We start from the raw sequence: 18,694 nt of genomic DNA on the forward strand, positions 1-18,694 counted from the left end.
CACGCGCATCCCTTGCGCGACAGCCACCGTCCAAAGCGGAAGCGGTGACCAGATAGATCAGGCAACATCGCACCGTTCGCCAGCCGACAGGCGCAAAGCAAGTCGAAGCCAACCGTGTGCTCACGCCGCGACCGAAGCGCCTTGGTGCCGAGCGCGGCACCGCAACCCGCTGGCCGGGCCACTCCAAGAGGCCGGTGGTGACGTCGCCGACCCGTGCGGCGAAGGGCGCGAGAAACCGATAGCCGTCGGTCGCGTAGTACTGCTCGCGGAGCCCCGCCTCACGCTAGCTCGCGCGTAGACGCGGCCCCGAACTGGATGCATACTTGCGAACAATCGTGATCTCGTTCTCGTGTCGTCCGGCGCTGACTTACGATCGAACGGTGTATCGCAACGAGACTGAGCCACTCACGTGACGATCCCTCCGGCGGAGGGCGAACGCCGCGCGCAGCTCGGTCTCGTCCCGCAGTACAAGATCGCCGCGGAGAAGATCTACGCCCTGCTGCTCGACGGCGGCTTGCACGAGCTCGGTATTGCCGATCCCGAGGCCAAGACGCTCGACGATATCCAGCTCGTGCGGCAACACCGGGCCGGACTGATCCTCGACGCCTACCAGGTTAAGTGGGGCCACCGCGGCGGCATCTTGGCTCCCGCCGAGCTCGCCGACCTGCTCAAGCAGATGATCGAAGGGCGAAAGGCCATCATCGAAGCGCGCAAGGGGCGTGTTGTCGCGGGAGCCCCAGAAGTCGTCCGCGTCGTCGCGCACCTCTACACGAGCGACGCGCCGTCGACCTTCTCCCGAGCCGGCGATGCGTTCGATGGAGGCGGGCGCAGCCTTCACAAGTTCATCGAGGAGGTCTGGAAGCCCGCCGAGCGCCAGCTGGTCAGCGCGCTGAACGACGTCGATCTACAGTGGCATGTCTACCTCACTGGCCTGGCCGAGACCGTCGGACTAGGAGCCGACGACCTGCTGGCCGCGGCGCCAGACCTGCGCATCCATACCGGCCAGGAGCTCAGAGAGGAGACGATCGAGGACACCGACTGGTCGACGCGCGACTCCCTCGAAGACCTGGTGACGATCCGCAGCAAGCTGCAGGACCTAGTCAGCAGCCGAGACGAGACCTATGTCTGGCTGACCACCCAGGATCTGCTCTCCCATCTGGGTGAGGACTGGCAAGGGCGCTGGCATCCGCGTCTGACGCACGAGTTTCCGACCAGTGGCCCGTATGAGCCTTTGGAGTCGAGCATCGAGCAACTCGAAGAGGCGCTCGACCGCTTCGATCACGGCTATATCGGTCTGACGGGGAGCCCCGGCGCCGGCAAGTCGACCTTGCTGACCCGGCTGTTGCGAGCTGACCGGCGCGTCGCCGCGCGCTACTACGCCTACGTCCCCGACAGCTATGACTCGCAGCGCGGCGAGGCCACCGCCTTCCTGCACGACCTCTACTTGGCGATCACCGAGCGCCAAGGCCGCCGGCGGCCCGCGCCACGTTCGAATGACCTCGGGTCGCTGCATCGGGCGTTTCGTGAGGAGTTGAGCCGGCTCGGCACCCAAGCCCGAGAGAAGGGACAGACCGAGATCCTTCTCATCGACGGTCTAGACCACGTCCGCCGCGACCCGCTTCCCCACCACTCTCTGCTCAAGGAGCTTCCGGCGGTCGAGGAGATCCCCGACGGCGTTCTCTTTGTGATCGGGACGCGCAGCCTCGAAGACCTCCCCAAGCAGGTGTCCCGCGGCATCGTCGGCGAGCGTCACGTCGAAGTAGCCCCGCTGCCACGCGCAGCGGTGATCAGCCTGGCCGAACAGGAGGGCCTGGGCGAGCTAGGCGACGACGTGACGGCGCTGTCCGGGGGACATCCTCTGTTGGCCCGGACCTATCTGGAACTCGCCAAGGGTTTGGCTCCCCGGGACCGTCGCGCCGCGCTGGCCGCGCTGCCTGCCGGCGCCGGTGACGTGTGGGAGTTCTACGACGGTGTCTGGGAAACGGTGTCGGCCGATCCCGACCTGGTCGGACAGTTGGGCATGGTCAGCCGGATGCGGGGGACGATCCGGCTCGCGTGGCTGGCTGAGACCGGCAGCAGCCCCGCGGAGATCGAGCGTCTTCGACGCCTTGACTATCTCTTCGCCAAGAGCGGCCCGGACCGCTGGACGTTCTTTCACTCGTCCTTTCGCGAATACCTGAAGGCCGAGACCGCAGAAGTCGACGGTCAGTTCGCCGAGGCCCTTCATCGCAAGCATCACGCCGACCTCGCAGCGCGATGCCGATCCTCGAGCGACGAGAGTCCCGAGCGCTTCGACGTTCTCTTTCATCTCCTTGAAAGCGGCCACCCCAAAGCGGTGCTGCGCGAAGCCACGCCCGAGTTCTTCCGCCATCAGGTCGACGGCCTGCGCGCTCGCGCCGACGTTCAGGAAGACATCCAGATGGCGGCGCTGGCGCTGGGCGAGTGCCACGTCCCGATCGGCGTTCTGAACCTGGCGCTGTCAGCACATGAGCTGCAGGTCCGCGGCTATCAGTTCCCCGAAGACACCGACTTCCTTCGGCTTTTGGTGGCGATCGACCAGCCGGAATTGGCCATCGCCCATCTGGGCGAGATCGACAACGGCACCGTCGGGCACGACCGGATCAGGTCAGCCATGCAGTTGGCCATGAGCCTCCACAAGCGTGGCTTCGAAGGTGAGGCGCTGCGCGTCTTCGACGTCCACGAACCCCTGGACTGGCTCGGTGGGCGCGCAGGATCCTGGCGGGAATCGCCGCGCGGGAACCGGCCCGCACTGTGGGGCTGGGCTCGGACGGCCGCGATCCTCAAGGGCCCGCAGTACGTCGTCGACGCAGTCCGAGTCCTTCGCCCGCCCACCGGGCGCCGGCGTGACGTCGGACTCGACCAAGAGGAACTCGACGATCTGCGCTGGACGCTGCTGCGGCTCGGTGGCGAGCAGCTGCTCGACGCGGGGAAGTGGACCGAGGCCGAAATCATTCACAAAGCCCTGCTGGCCGTCGGGCCATCCGCGGCGACTGCCGTCGCCCTGTTCGAACTGCAGGCGCTGCGCGCCCGCTCCGACGCCTGCGAAGGCGATCTGAGCGGTCGTCAGGACATCGACGCTGATTCGCTGCCGCCGGCGGGCCGTCTCGTGTTGGCCGCGCTTTGCCTGCGAGACGACGACCCGGGCGCAGCGCGGGCGTTGTTTCAGACCATCGCGAACCCGGACTTGCCCAGCCGGGAGCACCACGACCGGCGCGACCGCAGGGCCTGGGAGTTCTTCCACGCCTACCACCGCTTGGCGGCGAAGCTCGACGGCGCATCGGATCCGGTCACCGCGGTGCCCGCCGCGGCCGAGGACTATCTGGGCCAGACCGTCGTGGCCGCGCGCCACGTCGTCGTCCTGGCCAATCTTGACGCGCGTCCGGATCCCCCAGCGGTTGCGGAGATCGAAGCCGCACTGCGTTCCATGCACGCCTTCTGGGCTACCCGCACTGGGCAGGAGCATTTCGACCGGCCGGCGCAGGCGCGAACGCTCATCGGCAATCAGGCGGTCGCCATCGCCAAACGTCAAGGGTCCGAGGCGGTCTCTCGGATCCTCGACTACTTCCAAGAACGCTGGACGGCCAAGCCGAGCGAGCTGGCCTGGGACGGCGTGGACCTCCTTCGCGCCTTTTCCCGCGCGGGTGTCGGCAAGATGAAGATCCGCGCGCTCCTTAAGGACCTCGAAGACTTCATCGAGCAGTCGGAATCCAGTCCGGAGCAGTGGATCGAGCTCGGGCTTGCCTGGTCGCGATTCGGCGACTGCGCTGCGGCAGTGCGCTGCTGTAACCGGGCAGTGGGTCGGACGCTGTCGTTGAGCTCGGAGAAGGATCTCCAGTTGCGGACCTGGACCAAGCTCGTCGGTCCTCTGCTCGACGGGCCCGACGGTGAGCGACTGACCGACGCGCTGGTCGAAGCGTTCGTCGAACTCGACCGCGTCAGCTACGGCGGTTCCCCGGACCTGGCCGCCAAGACGCTGATCAACGGCCTGGCGAAATCCGACCCACTTCGCGCATGGAGTGCCGCGCGCCGCTTCCTCGAACACCGCCTGCTCGAAGCAGATGAGGTCCTGGTCGCGTTGCTGTCGGCCGCGGCGCAGACGCCCTCCGAGCACTGGTGGGTGGCGATGACAGAACTCCTCGCGGTCTACGGAGTTGACGTCCCGCGCAAGGTCTTGGCCGGCGCGGTAGCCAGCAACGGCGCGCTCGCGAAACGCTGGTTGCCACATCTCGTCGAGCGCGTCGCCGTTGAAGGCCGCCCGACGTGGCGTCGCGCTTGGCGCGAGGTCATCCGAGACCGGGCCGAGGAACACTCGATCGAAGGAGTGCATGTCGGGCCGCTACAGCTCACGGTCACGGCCGAGGCTCCGGCCCGACGAAGCTCGTTCTCTGAGGACGAGCCGGAGGAGGAGCCGACGATCGAATCGGCGCTGGCCAGGCTTGAGGCCAAGAGCCCGAAGGACTTCGGGCTGACCAGGGCCCGCTGGCTGATCGCACGAGTCGACGAACTCGACGAGGCCCAACTCGGCCGCCTGTCCTCATGTGTGAGTGGAACCGACGAGGAAGCGGCACTGCGTGCTGCCCTCGCTCAGAGTACGGCCCTTCGGAGCGACATCGACCGGCAGTGGGAGGAGGGCGTAGCGGCAATCAACTGCAGCCGCAGCGGCGATTGGTCTCGCCAATGGGGCGGTGGCCCGATCCTCGACGTGATTCCCAAGCTGCAGGCGATCGATCGTGAGCTCGCTCGCTCGATCGTCTATCGGCGCTTCTCTGAGCTGGCCTATTCGACCGACTCCTTCCTCGGCTCTGTCGCCGGCCAGCTCGACGACTATCTCGATGCTCTTGAGCTGCCAGCCGAGGAGACCGCACGTGCCGCGCTGGCGATCGCAGCGGCGGTGTTGCGCGACGTGACTCCCCTCCCCGACTCTGGCGAGTTCCGGGCGGCGTCAGACGTCGCGGAACTTTCGCCGGCCAATGTCGAGCAGGCCTTGGAGTTGACAATCAGCTGGCTGCTGGCATCGCCGTATGTGCTGGCCTGGCAGTCCGCGCAGCGAGCCCTGCTCGCTCTGCTGGCGGGATGTGGCGCTGGACGGAACGTCCTTCGCGACGCGCTAACGAGCGGCAACACAGAGGTCATTCTTCGCGCCTGCGCGGTGATCGAGACCGCGCTTGACGTTGGACTCGATCTGACCGGGCTTGCGGACGAGCTGGCAGCACTCGTCGACTCAGACGCTCTGAGCGTGCGACTTGCCGGCTGCTCGTGTCTGGCGATGATGGGGATCAGCCCACCCGCCTGGCCGGCCGAGACCAAGCTTCCCGCGGGACTGCGGCTGGAGCTACCCGCGCATCCGGGCAAGCATCAGATCGTCAGCGGCATCCGCGCCAAGACCCACCTCTTTCGCCGGGAGGTTGAGACGCTGGCAGCGGAGGCAGGCGTCGATGAGGACGCGCTCTATCAGCAGATTGTGACCCGCACCGAGCAGGTCGGCGGACCGGACGTCGATGACTACCTGCTCAGCCGCACGGGCGGCATCTTCGGCTTTGGCTTCCTCAAGCCCAGCGCGGCCGCGGTTCGCACCGCGCTCGATGAAGCCGCGGCGAAGCTGGTCGACGCCAGGCGAGCGGAGCCTGCCGATGCGCTGAGCGCGGCCGGACTGTGGCCGATGTATGACTCGGGGCTTCTGGCTGACCGTCCGGCGCGCCGGCCACAGGAGGTCCTTCCGTTGCTTGATCTCGACGAGCGCCAGAGCACGAGCCTCTACAAGCGCACTGCCGAGGAGATCGCATCGGGCGCCTCTGACCGGCTGGCGGTCAAGGTCGACGGCTGGACGGTTCTTGGCGAGTCGACCGAGCTCTGGATGCTCGGCCGCCTGCGCAACTACGAGAACCGCGTCTCTGGGGTCCTCCGGCCTGACCCCGACCGAGACGACGACCGCGCTTTCTTCCCGGTGATCCCTTGGTCGGCGATTGGCTATGACCGTCTGCGGGCCTCGTCCGCGAAGGGCTTGACGATCATGCGGTGCGAGGGCATCCCCATGGCATCGCCTGACGGGTGGCTGGCGCTGCATCCCGGTGTGGCCGCGGAGTTTGGGCTTACGCGTGACCTCTCCACGCTATTCGGTTGGACGCTCGACGGGAACCCGGCCGTGCGTTCAGTCTGGTGGCGCTCAGGTTTTCGCTTCTGGCCTCCCTACTCCGAAGCCGACGAAGTCGGAGAGGGATGGCTCGTGCTTGCTTCGCCAGCGCTGATGGCGAGACTCGCAGACCAGGGCAAGCTGGAGCGCTTGGTGCGGATCTGGACAGGTCGCCGCGGCGACGGGGACGCCTCCGAGCAGGAGCATCTCACCGAGGTCAGGCTGCCGGTTTGAGGGCAATCCCGGGCCTGGCGCGCGCTGGTGCGCGCCTGGGTCGTCTCCAACCGCGCACCGAATGCCGCTCGTGATCCGGGAGTCATCCGCTCTCGCTTTCCATGCGAAGGAGCGGGGCGCGAGCCACGCGGTAACGGGGCGAGTGGTGTCCGCGCCGCCCATCGGCGTAGTCGGGATGCGTCAGTTAATGGCTAGTAGAAGACGTACTTGAATTTGGTGCCGTTGCAGAAGCGCCGGAGCTTGGTGCCCATCGTCGAGCCGTGGCTCCGGTTTTCGCTGGAGGGCACGTAGGCGACGTCGGCCTTCCAGCCGCGTGGATCGGATCCCTTGGTCAGTCCGGCGCCACGGCCGCGGCCGACGGCGGGCGGGTATTCGTCACGGTCGTTGCCCTTCTTGGTCGACCAGGACTCCAGCAGCCGGTCGCGACGGGCGTCGGCGCCGGGCCGGTTAAGCACCAAGACCGACGGCCAGCCCTTGCGGATCGCCCGCTCGGCGTGGCGCTTGATGTTGGGGTACTTGGTCTTAGAGAACGAGATCGACTGCACGCCGCTCGGTCGTGTGCAGGCCGGTTCGTCGGTCGCCGCGGGCGCCGGCGTCGGAGTGGGCGTCACCGTCGGCGCCGGGGCGACGGACGGCGCCGGTGTCGGGACAGGGGTCGGCTCTGGAGTCGGGGCAGGCGCGCCCGGCCTCAGGCATGGGCACGGCAGTGACTCGCAGTAGATGCCATCGCCGTCGGCGTCGATCGTGTCGGCGGCGCGCTGGGCGGCCGCCTGGTTGGGATAGTCGGCGCACACGCTGGCGGCGCGCGCGACCGGGTCAAGCTGCGGGCGTGCGCTGACAGGCGCGCCCGTCAGTCCCACGAACAGGACCGCCAGGGCGGCGATCGCCAACGCCCACCCTGCCGTCCTGGTCGGGCGAGCGGTGTTGCGGGCGCGCGCCGCGGATGGCGACAGTTCGGGGCGGGGAGTCATGGGTCGTCCAGTCGGGCGGTTGCGGTCGGATCTGACGCGCGCTTGAGGCTAGGTGAGGTGGTAGCGGCCGCGGTTGTCGCGCTTGGAGCACGAGAAGCCGTAGCGCTTGTAGTTGCGCTTGTGCGCGCGGGCGCAGTATTGGCCGCGCGCAATGCACTTGCTCTGCCCGCCGATCTTGGCGCTCGTGCACGCGATGTGCGCGACCGGCGCGTCGCTCGCAGGCGCGGCGAGCGCCGGCGCTGCGGTGGCAAGCGCGGTAGCCGCGAGGGCGGCGATCAATAGACGACGCATCAAGACACTCCTTCGACGTGGACGCGCTGAAGCTAGAGCCGTCCCTCGCACTCGCCCCTGGTCGACCGTTCAGGGCCTCCTGCGCATGTTGCCACGCTGACAGAACGACGCCACATTCGCGCCTTCCGGCCGAGGGGGGTGAGATCCTCGCGCACCGCCCTACGACCTTCGACAGAGAACCGATCGGAGGTCCCCGTGCAGCGTCTCACCCGTCTCGCCGTGCTTGTCATCACACTGGCCGTCGGCCACGCCGGTGCCTCGACCGCGCACGCCGTGGCCGAGCGCTCGTGCGGCCGGATCCGCGATGACGGCGCACGCGTCGGCATCGTCGTCAAACGCGGCAAGGTGCCGTGCTCGACGGCCCGCAAGATCCTGCGCACCTACTTCCGCTCACACGCCCCCTGCAGCGGCTCGTCCTGCCTGCGCAAACACGCCGGCTGGACGTGCCAGACCGCGCCGGCGTCGGAGCTGCCTCGGCTGGCCAGCTGCGTCAGCCCCGGCAAACGGATCGCCGCGTACTCCACCGCCGACTGATACGACGAAGCAGCGTCGTGGATGCGCAGCTGCGGCGTCGGGCAGCCGCTCATCCCGCCGCACGTGATGCGAACATGCGTTCGCCTATGACGAGCGACGGATCGCCCTACACCCGCCTGACCCGCGCCATCCGGGCCGGCAACCTGGCCATCATCGAGGCCACCGCCGCCGAGCTCGGCTGGATCGCGCTGCGGGATGCGCTGGCGATCCTGCTGGTGATCGAGGCCAAGGACGATGAGCGCTTCGAGCGCTCGGCGATCCGCTGGGCCGGCCGGCTGGCGCTCGAGGTGCCGGACCTCGAGCTGCCCGAGTTCGCCGGCGCGCTGGAGTCGCTGCACGCCCTCCCGGACGAGCACGCCCAGCGCACGCTGCTCCTGCTCGCCGAGCGCGCCCGCAAGCCGCGACCGCCGGCGGCCGCCGCGCCGCCGCCGACCCGGAGAAGTCAGGACGTGCGGCGGCGCTTTCCGTAGGGGATTATCGAGCGAGTCTGCGGAATCGCCCTGGCTTCCGGGGCCGGTCGTCGTGGAGCCCTAGACGTTCCGAGCGTGGGACGGGACTCTTTCTGCACCGACCCCCGGGGCGCGTTCGGGCTCCACGAGCACGTGCGCTAGCTCCGACGACGCAACGACAACAGCTGCGGCGCCGCGAACGTCCGCGCGGCCGCGTCGCCAGTCGGGATGACGGTCCAGTCGGGGTGGCCGGGCATCGGCGGCGTCTTGGTCCCGTAGACCCAGTCGTTGAGGAACTTCGTCAGGTTCTGGCCGGAGACCCTGGAGGCCAGCGCGATGAAGTCCTGGGTCGACGCGACGTCGTCGCGGAAGCGGGTCACCCAGGCGCGCTCGAGGCGCTGGAATGCAGCGTCGCCGATCTGCTGGCGCAGCGCGTACAGCACGAGCGCTCCGCCGTAGTAGACCTGGATGCTAAACAGCTGCGCCGCCTCCGGGCTCAGCGGCCGCCCCACCGGGCCGTCCTCGATCCGCCAGATGTCGCCGAGCTGGTAGATGACCTGCATCAGGTCGGTGAAGTCGGCGATGCCGGTGTTCTCCTCGAGCTCATCGCGCTCAGCGGCGAACGTGAACTGGTACCAGGTGGCGTGGCCCTCGTTGAGCCAGAGGTCGTCCCAGGAGTACGGCGCGACCGAGTCGCCGAACCACATGTGCGCCAGCTCGTGCACCATCGTCGGCTCCCAGATGCCCTGGCCGCCGAAGGTCCCGTCGAACCAGAGGCGGTCATAGAGCGACAGGGTCTGGGTCTCGAGCGCGAAGCCGAGCTCCGCGTCGACGACGAGCGAGCCGTAAATGTCGAACGGGTACTCGCCGACGCGAGCCTTCATCCACTCGAGATGGTCGATCTCAGTCGGCAGCTTGTCCGCGAGCAGTCCGGCGAGGCTCGGCGAGACCGCGTCGCGGATCGGGATGCCGCCGTGGACGCCGCGACCGATCTCCTGGTAGCGGCCGACGGCAAGCTGGATCAGCTCCGTCGCCATCGGCTGGCGCTGGAGGTAGACGTAGTGCGTACGCCCGCCCGACGTGCTCTTGTGCACGAGCACGCCGTTGCCGTACGCGGCCTCGCCGGCCGGCACGTCGAAGCGAATCGTGTACGAGGCCTTGTCGCGCGGGTGGTCGTTCGACGGTAGGAACGCGTGCGTGCCGGCGGGCTGGCCCGCGGTCGCGGAGCCGTCGGGGGTGATGAAAAACGGCGCCCCCAGCAGGTCGTTCGGGTCAGACGCGATCGGATGCGCGGTGTAGTGCTGGACCTGCACGACGAACGGGAGCCCCTTGAGCAGCGGCAGCCTCGGGGTGATCACGAGCTCGCCGCTGTCGCGCGTGAACGCCGCCGGCAGCCCATTGACCGTGACCTTGCCAACCGAGTCGCCCGAGAAGTCCAGGTTCAAGCGCGAGAGCGACTGCGTGGCGACCGCGAGCAGCGTCACCGTGCCATCGATGCCCTGGGACGGCGCCGAGGTCGCATAGCGCAGGTCGAGGTCGTAGTGCTGGACGTCGTAGCCACCGTTACCGAGCAGCGGAAACAGCCGGTCGCCGAGGCCGGGAGCTCCGGGCGAGGGACGCTCGAACGCCTGCGCGGAGGTGGGCACGGCCAGCGCGATGAGGACAGCGAGCGCGCCGATCAACCTCCTGCGGTGCGACCCGCCGCCGACATCTGATCCGCGCCACGCTGAACTGGCCATGACTGTTCGACCCCCAGTTAGATCGATGGTCCGAGGCGCCAGTCTCTCAGCGGCCGATCATCTACTGCAAGCTCCGTCACGCGGCCTCAGGTGCGCCCGACGCCGCGCTGCCGCGCCGCGGTCGAGGACCGGCACGAACACCTACGAGACGCTCAGCCCATCAGGTGCTGCACGTCCGCGGCCGATCGCCGACGTCCCGGTCATCCGCGACGCGTGTTTCCGTAGTTCGCCGTTATCGCGCGCGCCAACCGACCGGCCGGGCACCCGTGACGGAGGCCGTGCAACCTTGCGCTTGTCTGGGGACTTGCAGCGGCCGCTTCGCCGAATCGCCGTCCCGCGCTGCAGAGTGACGCAAGCGTCGAAAAGCACCACTTTCGCTTCTTGTCCAAAAGCGGCACAAGGCACCTCGTAGACGACTACGGGGCGCGGTGTTGAAATCACATCCTGAGTGGCGCGTTCGACGAGCCGCGCTCTACCTTGCGACCGCCGAGAACAGAAAACGCGCGCCTCTACGTGCCCATGGAGGGTTTCGCGCGACCCATTCGTGACGTTGGCTCAGGAGCCTCACGTCCCGGTCCGGGGCGCTGAACCGGCTCCTCGGGAGTCGCGTGTGACGTGAACCGAAGGTCAAGCTGCGCACGACATCGGTCTCGGTGGCGTCGCTCAGCGTCTGCGCGAGCGTGGACGCCTCCGCTCGCAGCGTGTCGACGAGTTCGGGCAACGGCCGTTCGGCGGCCGCCAGCGCGCGGGTCTGGAGGACGGTGAGGGTCGTGGCCGACAGCGTCTGCTCGGCCGCCTTGGTTAGCCGGAAGCCCTGCTCGTCGGGCACGGGCAGCACGAAGCTCGGCATGCCCGCGAAGGTCGTGCGCACGCGCGCGTTCGGCAACGCGTCGGCGGCGACCACCGGAGTGCCCTGGGTGACGACGGCGCCGGCGCCGTCGGTCGTCGCGTCGTCGTGGTCGGCACGCCGCGCGCGGGCGAGCAGCACCGTCGACTGCGGCGTGTTGCCCTTCGCGAGCGCCTTCGTGAAGATCTCGATTGGCCGCAGCTCCTTGGCCGGCAGCTTGCGCGGGCTGGCCGTGAGCGTGCTGCGGACGAACTGCTCGCCGCTCACTGCCGTGAGCTCGTCGACCGCCGCCGTCAGCTTCCCGAACCGTTGCACGAGCGCCGCGAGGTCCTTGCGGCGCTTGGCGGGGGCGGGCTGGGCCGCCGGCGGCGCGCCCTTCAGCACGGACTGCAGGTCGAACGTTCCCGGGAGCCGCAGCGACCTGCGCCGGCTGCGACGCAGGTTGTTGACCAGCACGTCGACCCGGCCGTGCTCAGCGAGCGTGCGCTCGATCAGCCGCGCGGGCCGTCGGGCGAGGCGAGGTCGACGGCCACGGCGGTGACGCGCTCGAGGCCGTCGAGGCTCTCGGTGCCGCGGGCGCCGGCGACCACGTGCGCGCCTTTGTCGACCAGGCGCGCCGCCGGCGTGACCTTCAAGACCGTCAGGCTCACCGGCGCCGACCTGTCCGGCGCCCGGCTCGCACACCTCCGGATCGCCGACAGCGCCCTCTCCGGCTGCGACCTCGCCAACCTCCAGGGCCGCGGTCTGAACGTCGACCGCGCCACGCTCGAGGACTGCCGGCTGACGGGGGTGATGCTTCTGGAAGGGATCTTGAGCGACGTCACGATCCGCGGCTCCCGCGTCGACCTCGCCTGTTCCGCATGTGCCGCCTCGAGCGCGTGACGTTCGAGGACTGCCTGCTGGCGCAGGCCGATTTCCAACAGACCCGGCTCGACGCCGTCCGCTTCCACGGCTGCGACCTGTCCGGCGCGGACTTCAGCGGGGCTCGCCTGCGGTTGTGCGAGTGGCGCCGCAGCACGCTGGCGGACCTGCGGGGGGTCGAGAGCCTGCGCGGCGCGGCGATGGAATGGCCCGACATCGTCGAGCTGGCCGGGCTCTGGGGCCGCCACGCTCGGGATCGAAGTGCTGGAGTAGCGAACGCGGCGCTGCTCACGCGGCGCCGTTGTCTCTCACGATCGTCCGGTTCGCCTTCGCCAGGCGAGCCTGGACTCCTTCTCGTCGACCTGGTCCTGCAGTGCCCTCCGCTTCGGATCGCCGGGAAGCGCGGTGCTGATTTTTGCCGCCTGCTCCAGCGACTCCTGGACCTGCGCCCCCGCGCCGCTCACCGCGCCGGCCACTGCGCCCAAGGCCGAGGTTTGCTTGTTCGTCAGATGGACGAGCGTCCCGGCGTCCCCGAACTCCGCCGTGGCACCGTAGGTTCCGAACACCCCCGAACGGAAGTGGATCACCCCGCGACGCGAGTGGCGATCAACGATCCACGCCGAGGTCAGCGTGCGCAGACGGAACGACGCCGGCGCGTCGCTCGGTACCGCGGCCGCAGTCGGCGGCTCCTCCTCGTACACGGCCAGGACGACACGCCGTGGGTAGCGGTAGATCAGACGCTCGTCGTCTTCCGGACCGTCCGCTGAATCCGACACCGTGTCGCCGATCCGAGCGACCACCACGCCGAGCTTCCGGGCCGCGTCGCCGGCCTCCTCGCTGAGTTCGTCGTCCGTGAACACGGTGCCGCTCGGCCACATTCGGGCGCACGGGCAGCGCGTCCGTGCCCACCATGTAAGACAGCGTCTGCGACCACGGCGGGAAGCGCTCGGCTCGCCACGCCGCGACTTCGGCCTCGATGAGCGCCGCTTCCCGGCGCGCGGCCGCCAGCGCTTCCTCGAGGGCCTTGAGCTGCTCCGCTCCGTCCGGCAGGGTCCCCGCGGCGAGCGAGTCGATCGTGTTTTCCAGCGCCTCCTGCACGCGTTCCACGCGGTCGCGAGCCTCGCGCCCGCGCGCGGCGAGATCCGGCTGCTCGACCTCGAGCGCCCCGAGCACGGTCTCTCGCCCGGGCGCGGCGTCGAGCGCCGCGGTCATCGCGGGCAGCAGCTTCGCGACCAGCGACACCGCGCGTACGCCCGCCTCGATGACCTTCGCCCCGACCCCGGTCGAGCTGCTCGTGGCGCCGGAGAGCCGTTGATCGGCGGTGAATCTCAGATCGAACTCGCGCTCGGCGCCCAAGCGCTCCTTGAGCGTCAGCCGCAGCGGGTCGCCGAACTCCGCTTCCGTCGCGATGCTGACGTCGCTCGTGCGCTTGGGCACCGGCTTGCCCGTGTCCGACACCTCGACGGTGACGCTTCCGGTGATTCGCACCACAGACCGAGGCAGCCAGTAGAGCAGCGGCTGTTCGTCCTTGCCCATCGCGTGTCAGCCCCCCGTGATCTCCGCGTACAGGCCAGGCCGGTTCGCGTGCACGTGGTCGAGGATCGCCGCCAGTTGGGTCCCGACATTCACCCAGGCGGTCGAGCGTCCTTGGAAGTCGACGTCCTCGACCGTGCTCGACCCGCGATGGACCGCGACCACGCGCCACGTGTCGTCGAACACGGGGGACCCCGAGGACCCGCCGCGCGTGTCCGTGAAGTACCGCAGGTCGGTATCGCCGGAGGCCGTGACGAGGTTGTTGCGGATCGCGACCATCTTCGAACGCCCGCCCGGGTGCTGGATTATGTTCACCGGGATGTAGCCGTTGACCAGGTTCGGCAGGCGTTCGGCCGCCCGCGCGAGCGGCGGGCCGGGCAACGGCGCGGCGGCTCGCAGAATCGCATAGTCGAGGCCTGCGTCAGAGGTCTCGAGCGCCTCGATCAGGACGGTCTCGCCCGGCAGCGTGTCGGCGTCATACCCGAACAAGGCGCGCGCGCCCGCGGCCTGGGCGCGCAGGTCCGCGTCAGCGGGCGGCGGCTCGCCCACCTCACGAGCCGCGACGACATGATGGTTGGTCACCAGCAACCGCTCAGCCGCCACCCAGCCCGTGCCGAGGAACAGCAGCGGCTTGCCCGGTGCCAGCTCGATCTGGTCGCCGCCCTCAAACCGCGGGACCTCGAGCCTGGCCACCGAACGTCCCGCCGCCACACCCCCGGCGAGGAACCCGACCGGGACCATGTCGTCCTGGTGGACGATCTTCTCGTTGGTCTCGGGCAGCTCCTGCGGGGTGAAGGGCGTGGGCTCACCGGCGACCTTGCGCGCGACCTTGTCGAGCGCTTCGCGCAGGACCTTGGCCTCCTCGCGCGGACCGACGAGCTCGACCGCCATTCCCAGCCAGTCCCGCAACGGGACAGACCCGTCGACGAGGCGCCTGACCGAGTTGAGTCGCTGGAGGTCGGCGATGGTCTGCGGGAGCGGTGGCAGCTCGTTCAGACCCATCTGGCTGTTGGCGAACTGCGCGTTGAGCGCGCCGAGGAGCACGGGGCGCATCGACGCCAGACCCGCGGCAACCGCGGCGTTCGCGACCTTGATCAGTTCCGGGGTCGTCAGGTGGGCGGTCATGCTCGCGCCTCGGGCAGATCGGCCGCGTCGAGCTCGAGCGGCTGCGCCTCGTCGCCGAACGCGCCCGCGATCGACATCGAGAGCAGATCGTGGTGCGGCGCGACGGCGAGCGCATGGCGCAGAACGTCGCCGAGGCGCAGCGTCTGCTCGGACCGCTCCAGCACATGGGACCATGCGGCGACGTCGTCGTCGGGCGCCGCGGGCACGTTGAGCGTCGTCGCCCAGAGGTCGAGCAGCGTCCCTGCGCCACCGCCGGCGAGCAGTTCGGCGGACAGCTCGTGTGTGGTGCCGAGCGCTGCGGCCAGCTCCTCACGCCGCTCATCGCTGAGCGACGTGATCGGCGCGATCGCGAGGGCGCGTGACAGGAGCGCGGGACGCCCGTCGCCTACCTCGGCGGCAACGTTGCACACCAGCCTTTCCGCGACCGCAAGCTCCGTGTCCGGCGCGTTCGCGAAGTCCGCGGCCAACTCGGCGTCGGCCTCGGCGAGCTGCCCACCCTCCGCCCCGCTCGATCGCAGCGCGCGAAGCCGCTGCAGCTCGAGCCTCAGTCGCACGCTCGCGTCGCGCTCGGGGGACGCCTCCTGCAGGGCGCGCTCGAGGTACTCCTCGGCCAGCTCCGGATCGCCGCGCCGCTCGGCCACCGTCGCTCCCAGTTCAAGCAGCAGCAGCCCGTCGGCGCGCCGCCCGCGCCCGCCCACCTCGTCGAGCGCCCGGTCGACGATTGCTTGCGCTTCGTCGAGCCGCCCGACCTGCCACAGCGTCCACGCTTCCAGCACGTCCAGCTCGCTACCCGCGACGCGCGCGGGCCGCTCGCGCAACCGCTCCAGCGCCCGCGCCGGTGCGCCGGCGGCGAGCAGGTCACGGACCGCGCTCGCGGTGTGACGCTCCCACACGAGCTGGCTCGCCTCGCGCAGCGTGTCGGCGTCGAGCGAGATGCCGAGCTTGGCGGCGAGGTACGCGCGCTCGCCCGCGCCGAACTCGTCCAGCGTGTCGCGCAGATAGTCCTGCGCGCCATCGACCCAGCGCGCGTCGAGTTCGGCAGTGTCCTGGCCGAGCCGCAGGCGATGGTAGATCTCCTCCGCGCGCGCGGCGACGTCGCTTTGCGGGTGGCGAGCGTAGCTGGCCACGGCGGCCTCGTCGACGGCACGCACTTCCTCCGGCCGGTCGTCGGCCAGCAGGTGCAGCACCGCGTGCCGCATGTACGGCCGGATGACGAGCGACCCGTCGCGCGCCTCGGAGACGATCGAGACCTCGCGGCCTAGCCGCTCGAAGAGTTTGTGCGCGGTCTTCTTGTCGGCCTGCATGTCCGCCGCCGGCATCAGGACATCGGCCACCAGTTCGGGCGTGACCCGGCGCAGCACGATCGCGGGCGTGATGAGCGCGCGAACGCCCTCGTCCTTGACGTGGCCGAGAATCCGGTAGTAGAGCTGGCTCTGGACGACGGCGTCGCGAACGGGCAGCAACCCGCCCCAGCGCCGTGTCTTGATGTCGCTCAACTCGCCCGCCTCGGTGAGCGCGCCGATGGCGAGCCTCAGGCTCAGCGGGTTGCCCCCGAAGCGGCGCACCAGGTCGGCCGCGAGCTTCGGATCGTCGACGCCGCGCTTGCGCAGGTACTCCAGCGCCGACTCGCGGTCCAGCTCTTCGACCTCAAGCGACTCCGGGCTCTTTCCGCCGACGCGCATGTCAGCCGGCGCGCGGCTGACGATGACGACGCGCAAGCGCGGATGGGCATTCTGCAGGCGCGTCAGGAACGTGGTGAGCGCCAGCAGCGTGGCATCACCCTGGTATTGGACCTCCTCGAAGGAGTCGAAGACGAGCAGGAACGGCGTGGCATCCTTCTGATCCGACGGATCGCCCGCCACCAGCTGCGCCAGCCGCGCGAGACGTGGGGCGAACTCGGGCTGGGGCGGGATGGTGGGAACCATGCTCGCCGCGGAGATCAGCGCTTCCAGTTCAGCCGCGGCGTCCTCGAACAGCGGCGACCTGCCGGCGGGCGAGTCGTCGTCCGGCGCGGGCTCGATCCGCAGCTGGCGGACCGCCGTCATCGCCCAGGTGCGCCAGTCGTCTGCCTTGATGCCGGAGTTCGCGAAGTCCAGGTACACGAACGGGATCGGATCCTGCTCACCGCCGGCGTGCTCGAGGATGAAGCGCGCGATCAGCGTCGACTTGCCGATGCCGCCGGGACCCCACACGCAGAGTGCCGCCCGGCGCGGGCTCCCGAGCCAGCGGCGGACCGTCCGGGCGAAGGCATCGCGCGTCCGCGTCGGTGGCCGCACGCCCACGTACTCGCGCAGCGTCGTCAGCTCCGCCGTACGGCCGGCGAAGTGCTCGCCCGCGAGGGCGTGGAAGGGCGCGAACAGCCGCCGCTCATCGAGTGCATGCCGGATTCCGGCCGGCGAGGGCACGTCCTCCAGCACTCCCTCCAGCCAACCGGCCGCCTGCAATGCGCACGAGAGCTCGCCCGTCGTGAGCTCCGCCGGCGAACGGCTCGGGCCGCTGATGTACTCCTCGAGCATCTGCTGGAGCGGCTCGTGCGCCGGCGCGTCGTTCGTGGCGAGCGCCGCGATCAGCGCTTTCCGGCTGCCGAGCTGGGCCAGCGCTTCGCGTCGCGTTTCGTCGCGCAGCGCCCAGACCGGTGCGCTGCGGCGGCCCGGCGCCACGACGCTGTCGTCGACCAGCAGCCGGAGCGCGTCGGGGGGCTGGCCGGGGCCGTCGAAGGGGCGCAGTTCCTCCGGGTTGAACCAGGCGAGAACCGCGGCGGCCTTACGGAACGCGATGCGCTCCGGTGACGGGCCGGGCACGCGCCCGCGGCGTTGCCGGCGGTCGCGCGCTTCGGCGAGAACGTCGGCGACGGCGTTGTCGGTCCACGACGTGAGCTCAGGTCCGCTCTCGGAAGACACGCGTCACCTCCTCCAGCCGGGCGGCCAGTTCCGGAAGGCGTGTCTCGTCGGTGGGCAAGTCCGCGAGTGCATCGTGGACCGCCGCGCTGACCTGCTGGGGCGGGATGCCGAGACTGTCGAAGAGCGTCTTGAAGTATGCGGTGACGTCGACCTCGCCGATGCTGGCAGGCGGGCCGAGCGGCTCGGTCTGGATCTTGGCCCGGAGGATTCCGGGGATCGCGTCGTCGTAGTCGAGTAGGGCGACGCGCCCAACGTTTGCCTCGGAGCCTGCGCTGACCCGGTCGGCCAGCTTCTCGATCAGGCGCCGGCTGCTGGGATCGAGGTCGGGGTCGGCGAAGCCGTCGAACACCCACCACCACACGCGCTTGCTCTGCGCCGCCGTCGTGAGCACGAAGCTCGCCAGATCTTCGACCCAGTGCAGGTCGCCCGGCTCGCCCGGCGGCGGCTCGGCCGAGCTCTGCATCCGCGCCGCGACGTCGCGCGCCAGCCGAATGGCGGTGTACGTCGGGCCGTAGCCCTTCTCGAGCCTCACGCGCGCGACGCCGAATCGCGGCAGCCCTGGGATCACAGCCGCGTCCTCGAGTTGACGCGAGATGTAGTCGATGAACTCGGCGGTGTACGACTTGCCGCTCTGCGTTTTGCCATTGACGACGAGGACGTTGCGACCGCCCGTGCTCGCGACCGACTGGATGCTGGTGCGCAGGCTCACGCGATCGAGGAACGGCATCCCGAAGTCGAGCCACTGGCACGCGAACGGGTCCACGGGCGCCGGCAGCGGCGCGCTGTTGATCTTGTCGATCAGCAGCGCCGTCTCGGGCGTCTCCGCGAGGCCCTGCAGGATGGTCACGAGCCACGGCGGCGTCCGGCGCGGGCCGCGCTCGAGCGCGAGCCGAACCGCTTCCTGCGCATAGGACGGGGGGTCGTCGCAGATCGGCAGGATCGCCAGGAAGTCGCCGTCGAACGGCCGTCCCTTGAGCCACGTGCGTGGGTGGTTGGCATGGCCCATCGCCGAGGTCAGCTCGCGCAGGATGTAGTCTCGTTCGGGCTGCTCGAGCATGC

The 18,694-nt window shown here is 69.6% G+C and carries 14 protein-coding genes and 1 pseudogene; 5 read left to right on the plus strand and 10 right to left on the minus strand.

Annotation, left to right across the window (positions count from 1 at the left end):
* The first annotated feature begins 409 nt into the window (after positions 1–409).
* Positions 410–6,385 carry an ATP-binding protein gene (locus OM076_RS13510; protein ID WP_270040501.1) on the plus strand — a complete coding sequence of 1,992 codons (5,976 nt, stop codon included), beginning with the start codon at positions 410–412 and terminating at the stop codon, positions 6,383–6,385.
* 191 nt (positions 6,386–6,576) lie between these two features.
* Here OM076_RS13510 and OM076_RS13515 read toward each other — a convergent pair whose 3' ends face one another.
* Positions 6,577–7,275 carry a NucA/NucB deoxyribonuclease domain-containing protein gene (locus OM076_RS13515; RefSeq protein WP_270040502.1) on the minus strand — a complete coding sequence of 233 codons (699 nt, stop codon included), beginning with the start codon at positions 7,273–7,275 and terminating at the stop codon, positions 6,577–6,579.
* A 129-nt stretch (positions 7,276–7,404) separates the two neighbouring features.
* Positions 7,405–7,647, minus strand: a complete 243-nt coding sequence (locus OM076_RS13520; protein WP_270040503.1) for a hypothetical protein — start codon at positions 7,645–7,647, stop codon at positions 7,405–7,407.
* A 195-nt stretch (positions 7,648–7,842) separates the two neighbouring features.
* On the opposite strand from OM076_RS13520, the gene OM076_RS13525 reads away from it, so the two are divergent.
* Positions 7,843–8,181: a hypothetical protein gene (locus OM076_RS13525; protein ID WP_270040504.1), complete on the plus strand. Its 339-nt coding sequence runs from the start codon at positions 7,843–7,845 to the stop codon at positions 8,179–8,181.
* Between the two features lie 86 nt (positions 8,182–8,267).
* On the plus strand, positions 8,268–8,651 hold the full coding sequence (locus OM076_RS13530; protein WP_270040505.1) for a hypothetical protein: 384 nt from the start codon (positions 8,268–8,270) through the stop codon (positions 8,649–8,651).
* Between the two features lie 137 nt (positions 8,652–8,788).
* On the opposite strand, the gene OM076_RS13535 is transcribed toward OM076_RS13530, so the two are convergent.
* From OM076_RS13535 to OM076_RS13545, 3 genes are all read right to left on the minus strand, one after another.
* On the minus strand, positions 8,789–10,369 hold the full coding sequence (locus OM076_RS13535) for a M1 family metallopeptidase (protein ID WP_270040506.1): 1,581 nt from the start codon (positions 10,367–10,369) through the stop codon (positions 8,789–8,791).
* Between the two features lie 472 nt (positions 10,370–10,841).
* On the minus strand, positions 10,842–11,672 hold the full coding sequence (locus OM076_RS13540; RefSeq protein WP_270040507.1) for a hypothetical protein: 831 nt from the start codon (positions 11,670–11,672) through the stop codon (positions 10,842–10,844).
* A 35-nt stretch (positions 11,673–11,707) separates the two neighbouring features.
* A complete protein-coding gene (locus tag OM076_RS13545) occupies positions 11,708–11,851 on the minus strand; it encodes a hypothetical protein (protein ID WP_270040508.1) in 144 nt (47 codons plus the stop codon).
* Between OM076_RS13545 and OM076_RS13550 the strand changes: the two genes are divergently transcribed.
* Together OM076_RS13550 and OM076_RS47120 are read left to right on the plus strand one after the other, a co-directional pair.
* A complete protein-coding gene (locus OM076_RS13550; RefSeq protein ID WP_270040509.1) occupies positions 11,841–12,098 on the plus strand; it encodes a pentapeptide repeat-containing protein in 258 nt (85 codons plus the stop codon). The two genes, OM076_RS13545 and OM076_RS13550, sit on opposite strands and share 11 nt — an antisense overlap.
* Positions 12,077–12,142: pseudogene (locus OM076_RS47120) on the plus strand (hypothetical protein); the annotation flags it as partial. The gene OM076_RS13550 and the pseudogene OM076_RS47120, both read left to right, overlap by 22 nt.
* Positions 12,143–12,385: 243 nt before the next feature.
* Here the strand turns inward: OM076_RS47120 and OM076_RS13555 are convergent.
* Genes OM076_RS13555 through OM076_RS13575 form a run of 5 tightly spaced genes read right to left on the minus strand, consistent with a single transcriptional unit; the run spans position 12,386 to position 18,692 of the window.
* Positions 12,386–12,664 carry a hypothetical protein gene (locus tag OM076_RS13555; protein WP_270040510.1) on the minus strand — a complete coding sequence of 93 codons (279 nt, stop codon included), beginning with the start codon at positions 12,662–12,664 and terminating at the stop codon, positions 12,386–12,388.
* 19 nt (positions 12,665–12,683) lie between these two features.
* The gene (locus OM076_RS13560) at positions 12,684–13,613 is read right to left on the minus strand and encodes a hypothetical protein (RefSeq protein WP_270040511.1); all 930 of its coding nucleotides are present in this window, start codon (positions 13,611–13,613) and stop codon (positions 12,684–12,686) included.
* A 6-nt stretch (positions 13,614–13,619) separates the two neighbouring features.
* Entirely contained in the window at positions 13,620–14,735 is a 1,116-nt protein-coding gene (locus OM076_RS13565) for a trypsin-like peptidase domain-containing protein (RefSeq protein ID WP_270040512.1), read from the minus strand.
* The gene (locus OM076_RS13570; protein ID WP_270040513.1) at positions 14,732–17,635 is read right to left on the minus strand and encodes a hypothetical protein; all 2,904 of its coding nucleotides are present in this window, start codon (positions 17,633–17,635) and stop codon (positions 14,732–14,734) included. The genes OM076_RS13565 and OM076_RS13570 overlap by 4 nt, the downstream gene beginning before the upstream one ends.
* Positions 17,613–18,692, minus strand: a complete 1,080-nt coding sequence (locus OM076_RS13575) for a hypothetical protein (protein ID WP_270040515.1) — start codon at positions 18,690–18,692, stop codon at positions 17,613–17,615. Before OM076_RS13575 ends, OM076_RS13570 begins: the two co-directional genes overlap by 23 nt.
* Between the last annotated feature and the right edge of the window lie 2 nt (positions 18,693–18,694).

The sequence above is a fragment of the Solirubrobacter ginsenosidimutans genome, assembly GCF_027587205.1.